Genomic DNA, 9,537 nt, shown 5'->3' with positions numbered 1-9,537 from the left:
AGGACTTCGGGGCCCTTGATCAGGATGCCGAGCTGGGCGCCGCGTCCGGTTCCGACCATGAGGGCGGTCGGGGTGGCGAGGCCCAGGGCGCACGGACAGGCGATGATCAGTACGGCGACGGCGGCCGTGAACGCGGCCGTCACGTCGTCCGTCACCAGCAGCCAGGCGACCAGGGTGGCCAGGGCGAGCACCAGGACCACGGGGACGAACACCGCGGAGATCCGGTCGGCCAGCCGCTGCACCTCTGCCTTTCCGTTCTGCGCGTCCTCGACGAGCCGGGCCATCCGGGCCAGCCGGGTGTCGGCGCCGACGCGGGTGGCGTCGACGACGAGCCGCCCGGAGACGTTCACGGTGGCGCCGGTGACGGAGTCGCCTGCCCGCACGTCGACGGGGACGGACTCACCGGTGAGCATGGACGCGTCCACCGCCGACGCGCCCTCGACGACGGTGCCGTCGGTGGCGACCTTCTCGCCGGGGCGGACGACGAAGCGGTCGCCGACGGCGAGCCGGTCCACGGGGACGCGTACCTCCACGCCGCCCCGCAGGACCGCGACGTCCTTGGCGCCCAGGTGCATCAGCGCCCGGAGGGCGGAGCCGGCCTTCCGCTTGGACCTCGCCTCCAGATAGCGGCCCAGCAGGATGAAGGTGACGACCCCGGCCGCGACCTCCAGATAGATCGTGGAGGCGCCATCGGCACGGGAGACCGTGAAGTCGAAGCCGTGCCGCATGCCGGGCATGCCGGCGTCGCCGAGGAACAGCGCCCAGAGGGACCAGCCGAATGCGGCGAGGGTCCCGACCGACACCAGCGTGTCCATCGTGGCCGCACCGTGCCGGAGGTTGGTCCACGTGGCGCGGTGGAAGGGCAGCCCGCCCCAGACGACGACAGGGGCGGCGAGCGTGAGGGAGAGCCACTGCCAGTTGTCGAACTGGAGCGCCGGGATCATCGAGAGCGCCACGACGGGGGCGGCGAGGACGGCCGAGACGATGAGCCGTTGCCGCAGTGCGGCGAGAGCGGGGGTGGGGGCGTCGTCGGCCGCGGGGCCGGGGGCGGTGCCGGTACCGGCGGTGTCTTCACCGGCCTCGGCGTCGTCCTCGGTGCCGGGCGCCGGCGCGGGTGCGACGGCTTCGGTGTCCGGGGTCGCGGGCGCCGGCGTCCGGGCGGGCGGCGTCGGTTCCGGGCGGTGCACCGGCTGTGCCGTGTAGCCGGTCTTCTCGACCGTGGCGATCAGGTCCGCGAGGCCGGTTCCGGGGCCGAAGGCGACGCGGGCCTTCTCGGTTGCGTAGTTGACGGTGGCGGTGACCCCGTCCATCCGGTTCAGCTTCTTCTCGACGCGGGCCGCGCAGGACGCGCAGGTCATCCCGCCGATCGCGAGCTCGGCCTCCGAGCTCTCCGCCACCGGGACCTCGACATCTGTTGCGCTGTGCATGTCCGAACTCCTGAAACGCCGACCGGGCCGTGCCCCACCAGTATCTGCTGGTCGGCCCGGCCCGGCGGCAAAGGGGTGATGCGGTCGTAGTGGATCCCGAAGCGGTCAGGCGGCCCGGCCTGCGAGCTCGTAGCCCGCCTCGTCGACGGCTGCGCGCACGGCCTCCTCGTCCAGGGGGGCCTGCGACACGACCGTCACCTGTCCGGTGGAAGCCACGGCCTTCACCGAGGTGACACCCTCGATGCCGGAGATCTCCTCGGAGACCGCGCCCTCGCAGTGCCCGCAGGTCATGCCGGTCACCTCGTAGACCGTGGTCACGCCGCCCTGCGCGGCGTCCGTACCCGCGCTGTCGTGGCAGGAACCGCTGGGCGAGCAGCAGGAGCCGGTCGCCTGGGGGAGCTGGGTCTCGGCGGTCATCGTGTTCTCCTCTTCGACGAGCACAAATGGATGTGGCGGCGGGGGCCCAGGGGGACTCCGGGAAGGCCGGTGCGCCTCCACACTCTCGACTATATACCCCTAGGGGGTATGAATGCGAGTGGTCCCCGGGCCAGTGGGCCAACCGGGTGACCAGGTGAGGGGGGTGGTCATGCCCGGCGGCCCCGGTTGCCCGGACGGGCGGCGACCCAGGTGCGGATGGTGTCCGCGTACCAGTAGGGCTTACCGCTCTCCACATGGTCCGGAGCCGGAAGAAGGCCGTGTTTGCGGTAGGAGCGGACGGTGTCCGGCTGCACTCGGATGTGTGCGGCGATGTCCTTGTAGGACCAGAGCCTGCTGTCCGTCATACGTGCCACCTCTCTGTGCCGCAGCGGTGGCCTGGGGGCCGTCGGGGGGAGCCGCGGTACGGGACGCTGTCGATCACTCAGCCTCTGGCCGGTGAACGAGGGCGACAGGAGGCGGGGTGGGGCTGTCGACCGTCTGTGACGGAAAACCCGCGTAACGGAGACATGTGTGACGAGCGGGACACGTCCGAGGCGGGAGGAACGCGGAGGGCCGGGGCGACGGCGCCCGTCCGGCGGGTGCGCCCTGGCCCTGAGCCCCGGGCGCACCCCGGTCGTCAGGCGTGCCAGAGCGCCGACCAGGTGCGCGGGCCGACGAGACCGTCAGGGACGAGCGGCGGGTGGTCGGCCTGGAACCGCTGGACCGCGGCGAGGGTCCGCGCGCCGAACACGCCGTCGACCGCCTCCCACGGCAGGTAGCGCCGGTTGGCGAGCATGCACTGCACCTGGGAGACGCGCTCGCCCTGTTCGCCGAACGTGGTCAGCCCGTCCCCGTCGTAGAAGGCGCAGACGGGGCTGGAGCCGGCCGGGGGTGCGTTGTTCTCGTCGGCTGCGGCGCCGGGCGCCGAAGCGAGGGCGGCGGCCAGGACGAGCGCGGCCAGGGCCGGGCTCCGGGAGGCGCGGCGGAACGGCGGAATCATGCGGATCACGGTGGGGTACTCCTCGGACGATGCGGTGACGGTGACCGGTGGGCCCCGTCCTCTCGTCGAGGACAACACCGCGTACCGCCGTCACGTCACTCCCGGGACGGCCGTCGGGGCGCGCGGCCGGCCGAGGACGCGCCCGCCGCCCGGCGCCGTCATTGCCGCCCTTGACCCGGGCGCGGCGGGTAGGAAGGGCGGGTGGGGAAGACGGGTGGGGAAGACGGGTAGGGAGGCGGGTGGGGAAGGCGGGTAGGGAAGGAGACATGACGATGCGAGGAGAGCCGGGACGACACCACCTGCCCGCGGGCAGTACGGCGAGCGGTCCCTACGCCCTGGACATCGGTCCGGAGCGGGCAGGCTGGGAGCGGTCGAGCCTGCGGGTGGTGGAGCTGGAGCCGGGCGGTGTTCACACACTTGTCACCGGAGAGTGCGAATGGATCGTACTGCCGTTGACCGGTGGCTGTACGGTGCACATCTCAGATGAGATCTTTGAACTGCTGGGCCGGAAAAGCGTGTTCAGCGGGGTATCCGACTTCGCGTACGTACCGCGTGACGCCCATGCACAGATCGCCTCCGGCGCAGGCGGCCGCTTCGCCCTGGCAGGAGCGAAGTGCGAGCGAAGACTCCCCGCTCGCTACGGCCCCGCGCCGGAGGTACCAGTCGAGCTGCGAGGCTCGGGCAACTGCTCGCGCCAGGTCAACAACTTCGCCGCGGCCGACACCTTCGACTGCGACCGGCTGATCGCCGTCGAGGTCCTCACCCCGGGCGGCAACTGGTCGTCCTACCCGCCGCACAAGCACGACGAGCACCACCCGGGCGAGGAGTCCGTCCTGGAGGAGATCTACTACTTCGAGGTGGCGGACGGCGGTGTCGGCTACCACCGGGTCTCCCCGTCCCGTCCCGGCGGTACGGACGTCCTCGCCGAAATCCGCAGCGGTGACGCCGTCCTCATCCCCGACGGCTGGCACGGCCCGTCCATCGCCCCGCCCGGCCGCACGCTCTACTACCTCAACGTCATGGCGGGCCCGGGGGAGCAACGGGAGTGGCTGATCCGCGACCACCCCGACCACCGCTGGATCCGGGACACCTGGCCCGCACAGCCGGTGGACCCGAGACTTCCGTTCCACGGGAGTGAGGCGCCCCGGTGACCCCGCCCAGGGCCTTCCCCGGCCGTCCTCCTTGTGTCTACGCCGGGACCGAAACGGCAGACACAGTGTCGGGGCCCCCTCCGGCGCGGGCGTGGTGGGATGTTGACGTAGCCGGAAAGGCCCACTCGCCCGTCGGAGGTCCCAGCACGGGAAGAGCACGACCGACGCCTCGCCGACCGACGCCTCACCACCGACGCCGCCACCTCTGAAGGAGACACAGTATGAAGACCGTCAACCACTGGATCGGTGGCAAGACCGTCGAGGGCGCGTCGGGCAACTACGGCCCGGTCACCGACCCGGCCACCGGAGCCGTCACCACCCAGGTCGCGCTCGCCTCCCTGGAAGAGGTCGACGCCGCGGTGGCCGCGGCGAAGGACGCGTACACGACGTGGGGCACCTCGTCGCTGTCCGCCCGCACCGCGGTCCTGTTCCGCTACCGCGCGCTGCTGGACGCCCACCGCGACGAGATCGCCGCCCTGATCACCGCCGAGCACGGCAAGGTGCACTCCGACGCGCTCGGCGAGGTCGCCCGCGGTCTGGAGATCGTCGAGCTGGCGTGCGGCATCACCACGCAGCTCAAGGGTGAGCTGTCCACCCAGGTGTCCAATCGGGTCGACGTCTCCTCGATCCGTCAGTCGATCGGTGTCGTCGCCGGTATCACGCCGTTCAACTTCCCGGCCATGGTGCCGATGTGGATGTTCCCGCTCGCCATCGCCTGCGGCAACACCTTCGTCCTCAAGCCGAGCGAGAAGGACCCGTCGGCTGCCAATCTCCTTGCCGAGCTGGCCTCCGAGGCCGGCCTGCCGGACGGTGTACTGAACGTCCTGCACGGTGACAAGGTCGCCGTCGACGGCCTGCTGAACCACCCGGACGTCTCCGTCGTCTCCTTCGTGGGCTCGACCCCGATCGCCCGCTACATCCACGCCACCGCGTCCGCGAACGGCAAGCGCGTCCAGGCGCTCGGCGGTGCGAAGAACCACATGCTGGTCCTGCCGGACGCGGACCTCGACGCCGCCGCCGACGCCGCCGTCTCCGCCGCGTACGGCTCCGCCGGTGAGCGCTGCATGGCGATCTCCGCGGTCGTCGCGGTCGGCTCCGTCGCCGACGACCTGGTCGCCCGGATCAAGGACCGCGCCGAGAAGATCAAGATCGGCCCCGGCAACGACCCGACGTCCGAGATGGGCCCGCTGATCACCGCCGCCCACCGCGACAAGGTCGCCTCGTACGTCACCGGCGCGGCCGCCCAGGGCGCCGACGTCGTCCTCGACGGCACGGGGCACACGGTCGAGGGCTTCGAGGAGGGCCACTGGATCGGCCTCTCCCTCCTCGACAACGTCTCCACCGACTCGGACGCGTACAAGGACGAGATCTTCGGCCCGGTCCTGTGTGTGCTGCGCGTCGACACGTACGAGGAGGGCGTGGCGCTGATGAACGCCTCGCCGTACGGCAACGGCACCGCGATCTTCACCCGCGACGGCGGCGCCGCCCGCCGCTTCCAGCTGGAGATCGAGGCCGGCATGGTCGGCATCAACGTCCCGATCCCGGTGCCGGTGGGCTACCACTCCTTCGGTGGCTGGAAGGACTCGCTCTTCGGCGACCACCACATCTACGGCAACGACGGCGTGCACTTCTACACCCGCGGCAAGGTCACCACCACGCGCTGGCCGGACCCGGCCGACGCCCCCGCCGGCGTCGACCTGGGCTTCCCCAGCAACCACTGACCCCGACCCGACCCGACCCGACCTGACCTGAACCGCACAGCACTGCAGGGCCGCTCCCCCGGGGCGGCCCTGCAGCGGTTCCTGGGAGGTCAGCGACCCGTACCGGCCGCCTCCTCGATCATCTGCTCCATCGGAACGACAGCGACCCGCCCCGAGACGACGAACGCCAGCACCATCGCCGCCACCAGGACCACCGTCCCGGCCCACACCATCGTCTCGACCGGCACGGTGTACGCTCCCACGGCCCGCACCGCGCACTCGCCCAGCAGCGCCGCACCCCACACCGCGGAGAACCGCACCTCGGCCCGCCGGAACGCGTCCGAACCCGTCGAAAGACGCTGGTACGCAGCGGACTTGGCGGCCTCGCCCCGCGTCAGCCACGGCCGCAGCCCCGTCGACAGCATCGGCCGCCCGCGCAGCGCGGACACCAGGAACACCAGGCCGATGGTGCTGCTCACCCCGCTGTCCTTCAGCAGCATCAACCGCGGGTCACCGGCCACCAGGCTCAGCAGCAGCCCCACCGCGTTGACCGTCACCATGAGCGCCGCGAGCCCGTTGAGCCGCCGGTCGCGCACCACACCCCACACCGTCCGCACGCCCGGCACCACACTGCTCCAGGCCAGCGCACCGAACGTCCCCGTCCCCGCCGCCTTCAGCAGGTAGTACGAGGCGAGCGGCACCGCCACATCCACGAGCAGCGGCATCATGCTGTCCAGCAGGGCCCTGCGCGGGGAGAACGGAACGACGCCGACCGGAGCGCCGGCGGCAGGTGCGGTGACTGTGGCGACCGGGCTGCTCATGACGGGTTCCTCCCGTATCGGCGGCGCCCTCGCGGCTCCCGCTCTCGATACGTACAGACTGGCCGCCGGCCCCCGGGCCACGGCAGGGCCGGGTGTACCGAGCTCCGTATGACGAATGTCAGCGTCGACGGATGACACGCTCCGCCGTCACGCACCCCACGAGCGGACGAGGCGTCAGAGCTCCGGAGGGCCGCCCGCCCCGGACCGGCCGCATGGGAGTGGGGTGTGCCGTCCATCGCTTCGCAGTCCGCGAAGCAAGCGTCAGCGGGATCACCGAGTGACGGGCGATCACGGCCAACTCGCTTCTTTGCGCGATGTATTGACCTCCAGTCAGGGCAGCCCTACATTCGCATCGCCTTGCTGAAACTTTCAGCAAGATTATTCAGGAGGTGATGTCCGGGCGAACGCAACGGGAACTCCCCGCAGGCGCTGAACCGGCACCTGCTCTGTTGGCTGCCGTGGTCAGGGCCGCGGCACATCCCCCCAGGAGGATCCTCGTGAGACACCCCATACGCCGGCGGATGAGACGCCCCCTCGCCGCGGCAGCGGCGACAGGAGTGATGACGCTCCTTGCCGCGGCATCCGTCGCCTTCACCGCCTCAGCCGCTTCCGGAAACTCCGCGACGGTGTACTACTCGACCAAGAACCACAACTGGACGACGTACGACCTGCACTACCAGCCCAACGGCGGAGCCTGGACCGCTCTGCCCGGTGTGACGATGGAGGCGGCCTGCACGGACTGGGTGAAGTCCACCGTCGATCTGGGCAGCGCCACCGGCCTGCAGGCGACGTTCAACAACGGCTCGGGTACCTGGGACAGCAACAGCGGCCGCAACTACGCCCTGGGGACCGGCACGGTCACGGTCAAGGACGGTGTGGTGGGGACCGGCGACCCCTGCACCAGCGATCCCCTCGCGACGGCCACCGTCTACTACGCCGCGGATGCGGGCTGGCCGACGGCGAACCTGCACTACGCCCCGACGGGCGGGGCATGGACGACCGCGCCCGGTGTCGGCATGGCCGAGGCCTGCGAGGGCTGGTACAAGAAGACGGTCGATCTGGGCGGCGCCACCGGCCTGCAGGCGACGTTCAACAACGGCTCGGGTACCTGGGACAACAACAGCGGCCGCAACTACGCCCTGGGGACCGGCACCACGACGGTCAGGAACGGGCAGATCGGCACCACCGACCCCTGCGCCACCACCCCCACCCCGGACCCGACGACCACTCCCGACCCGACCACCACCCCGGACCCGACGACGACTCCCGACCCGACCACCACCCCCGACCCGGGCCCCGATCCCGGGGGGCCGAACTACGCCACCAATCCCGGCGGGCGCGTCGGGCAGGCGGCGGCCGTGACGGTGGACGGCAAGGCTTCCGAGTGGACCAAGGACATGATCGTCGCCCAGGGGGTCGCCAACGACGACCCGCGCATCTTCCGCGGCAGTCACGAGGGACCGGTCTACGACCTGTACTCCCTCTCCGCGGCCTGGGACGACGCCAACCTGTACCTGATGTGGCAGTTCACCAACGTCACGGACGTGACCGACCCCGCGCAGGGCTACCCCACCAGTGACAACGGCAAGCCCTACCAGGGCGACATCCCCCAGTCCCTCGCGCTGGACGTCGACCCGGACCGGGGCGGCGAAGGTCTGCTCGGGGCCGGCCCCGCGGGCCCCTGGGACCTGCGCACCTCGTTCGCCCGCGGGGAGGTCGACCACATCGCCAACTTCTCCAGCAAGCCCGGAGTGGGCCAGCCCGCCCTCTTCAGCGTGAACGCGTCCGGCACCTTCGACTACGAACCGGCCAACGTCCAGAAGTTCGGACCCGCGGGCATCACGTACAAATACGCCGACGGCCTGAACTCGAGCGAGGTCACGGGAATCAAGGCCACCGGCAACGCCGGATACGTGCCCGCCGACCTGGCCGACGCGGACCGGTACGAAGACCTGCTCGCCGCCGGGCACAGCAAGGCACAGGACACCACCTACGAGATGAACATCCCGCTGGCGGCGCTGGGGATCGACCGGGCGACGCTTGAGAGCCGGGGGCTGGGCCTCATGCTCGTCTCCACCTTCGGCCAGTCGGCCATCGGCTCCCTGCCCCAGGACCCGACCGTGCTGGACACGGCCACGGAGCCGTACGGCCCGGACAGTTCCACCTCCCACGAGAAGGACGACTGGGACGTCTTCCGGGCACCCTTCGCCCGCGTAGGACACTAGGACGCCCCTGAGCGGAAGAGTGAAGTGCCTCCTGATCCGGAACGGCAGAGCTCGACCACGACTCCGCCGTTCCGGCGGGAGGCACGTCCCGCATGCCCACGCAGCAGCTTCCTGACGGAACGCCACAGGCACGGCGTTCGTAAAACTCGCTCGCCGACCGGGGACCCGCGGTGCTGGGATGGCACCATGACCGCACCACAGCCACCGCAGCACGAGATCCGCGCGCTCCACACCGCCACGACCGTCACCGTCTACCAGGCGTACTCCCCGGCCCTCGGTCTCCCCGCCGCCCGCGACGGCCGCTTCCCGCCGGCCTGGAAGCGTGACCGCATGACATGGATCAAGCCGAGCTTCCTGTGGATGATGTATCGCTGCGGCTGGGCGGCCAAGGAGGGCCAGGAGACGGTCCTGGCTGTCGAGATCACGCGTGAGGGCTTCGACTGGGCGCTGGCGAATGCCGAACTCTCACACTACGAGCGTGGTGTGCACCCCGACCTCGCCACCTGGAAGCGCGACCTCCGTCAGGCCCCGGCCCGCGTCCAGTGGGATCCCGAACGCGACCTGCACCTGAACCGGCTCCCGTACCGCTCGCTCCAGCTCGGCCTCGCGGGGGAGGCGGCGCGGCGGTACGCGGACGAGTGGACGGTGACGATCCGCGACGTCACCCCGCTCGCCCGGGAGATCCATGAACTGGCCCGATGCGGCCGGGACAACGAGGCGGCCCGGCTCCTGCCGGACGAACGGGTCTACCCAGCACCGGCGGCGACCCCGGGGACGGGCTGAATCGAACGCACCC

General features: G+C 71.1%; 8 protein-coding genes and 2 pseudogenes. 5 read left to right on the top strand and 5 right to left on the bottom strand.

Annotated features, from left to right (window positions below):
• From ABT025_RS19405 to ABT025_RS19390, 4 genes are all read right to left on the bottom strand, one after another.
• A partial coding sequence (locus ABT025_RS19405; protein WP_350995550.1) for a heavy metal translocating P-type ATPase occupies positions 1–1,427 on the bottom strand: 1,427 nt, incomplete at its 3' end.
• A gap of 105 nt (positions 1,428–1,532) precedes the next feature.
• Positions 1,533–1,844, bottom strand: coding sequence for a heavy-metal-associated domain-containing protein (locus ABT025_RS19400; RefSeq protein ID WP_350995548.1), 312 nt, complete (start codon positions 1,842–1,844; stop codon positions 1,533–1,535).
• 167 nt (positions 1,845–2,011) lie between these two features.
• Positions 2,012–2,209, bottom strand: a complete 198-nt coding sequence (locus ABT025_RS19395; protein ID WP_350995546.1) for a helix-turn-helix transcriptional regulator — start codon at positions 2,207–2,209, stop codon at positions 2,012–2,014.
• Positions 2,210–2,481: 272 nt separating this feature from the next.
• A complete protein-coding gene (locus ABT025_RS19390; RefSeq protein WP_350995566.1) occupies positions 2,482–2,844 on the bottom strand; it encodes a peptidoglycan-binding domain-containing protein in 363 nt (120 codons plus the stop codon).
• A 266-nt stretch (positions 2,845–3,110) separates the two neighbouring features.
• On the opposite strand from ABT025_RS19390, the gene iolB reads away from it, so the two are divergent.
• The 3 genes and pseudogenes from iolB to ABT025_RS19375 all read left to right on the top strand — a co-directional run bounded on the left by iolB (position 3,111) and on the right by ABT025_RS19375 (position 5,716).
• On the top strand, positions 3,111–3,995 hold the full coding sequence (gene iolB / locus ABT025_RS19385) for a 5-deoxy-glucuronate isomerase (protein WP_350995544.1): 885 nt from the start codon (positions 3,111–3,113) through the stop codon (positions 3,993–3,995).
• Between the two features lie 26 nt (positions 3,996–4,021).
• A pseudogene (locus ABT025_RS19380) lies at positions 4,022–4,220 on the top strand (hypothetical protein); the annotation flags it as partial.
• Complete coding sequence (locus tag ABT025_RS19375) at positions 4,217–5,716, top strand: CoA-acylating methylmalonate-semialdehyde dehydrogenase (RefSeq protein ID WP_350995542.1); 1,500 nt, start codon at positions 4,217–4,219, stop codon at positions 5,714–5,716. The pseudogene ABT025_RS19380 and the gene ABT025_RS19375, both read left to right, overlap by 4 nt.
• 89 nt (positions 5,717–5,805) lie before the next feature.
• Here ABT025_RS19375 and ABT025_RS19370 read toward each other — a convergent pair whose 3' ends face one another.
• Positions 5,806–6,516, bottom strand: coding sequence for a VC0807 family protein (locus tag ABT025_RS19370; protein ID WP_350995540.1), 711 nt, complete (start codon positions 6,514–6,516; stop codon positions 5,806–5,808).
• Between the two features lie 521 nt (positions 6,517–7,037).
• Between ABT025_RS19370 and ABT025_RS19365 the strand changes: the two are divergent.
• Together ABT025_RS19365 and ABT025_RS19360 are read left to right on the top strand one after the other, a co-directional pair.
• Positions 7,038–7,757 (top strand): annotated as a pseudogene (locus ABT025_RS19365) (carbohydrate binding domain-containing protein); the annotation flags it as partial.
• 1,170 nt (positions 7,758–8,927) lie between these two features.
• Complete coding sequence (locus tag ABT025_RS19360) at positions 8,928–9,524, top strand: DUF4291 domain-containing protein (protein WP_350995539.1); 597 nt, start codon at positions 8,928–8,930, stop codon at positions 9,522–9,524.
• Positions 9,525–9,537 lie beyond the last annotated feature (13 nt).

The sequence above is a fragment of the Streptomyces sp. NPDC002809 genome, assembly GCF_040295435.1.
Taxonomy (GTDB): Bacteria; Actinomycetota; Actinomycetes; order Streptomycetales; family Streptomycetaceae; genus Streptomyces.
The sequence above is the reverse complement of the archived record's forward strand: the minus strand, read 5'-3'. Positions and strand labels throughout refer to the sequence as shown.

Bases quoted from the DNA above. Each gene is read 5' to 3' on its own strand.
- ABT025_RS19400 (WP_350995548.1), bottom strand. From the start codon at position 1,844: ATGACCGCCGAGACCCAGCTCCCCCAGGCGACCGGCTCCTGCTGCTCG.
- ABT025_RS19395 (WP_350995546.1), bottom strand. From the start codon at position 2,209: ATGACGGACAGCAGGCTCTGGTCCTACAAGGACATCGCCGCACACATC.
- ABT025_RS19390 (WP_350995566.1), bottom strand. From the start codon at position 2,844: ATGATTCCGCCGTTCCGCCGCGCCTCCCGGAGCCCGGCCCTGGCCGCG.
- iolB (WP_350995544.1), top strand. From the start codon at position 3,111: ATGACGATGCGAGGAGAGCCGGGACGACACCACCTGCCCGCGGGCAGT.
- ABT025_RS19375 (WP_350995542.1), top strand. From the start codon at position 4,217: ATGAAGACCGTCAACCACTGGATCGGTGGCAAGACCGTCGAGGGCGCG.
- ABT025_RS19370 (WP_350995540.1), bottom strand. From the start codon at position 6,516: ATGAGCAGCCCGGTCGCCACAGTCACCGCACCTGCCGCCGGCGCTCCG.
- ABT025_RS19360 (WP_350995539.1), top strand. From the start codon at position 8,928: ATGACCGCACCACAGCCACCGCAGCACGAGATCCGCGCGCTCCACACC.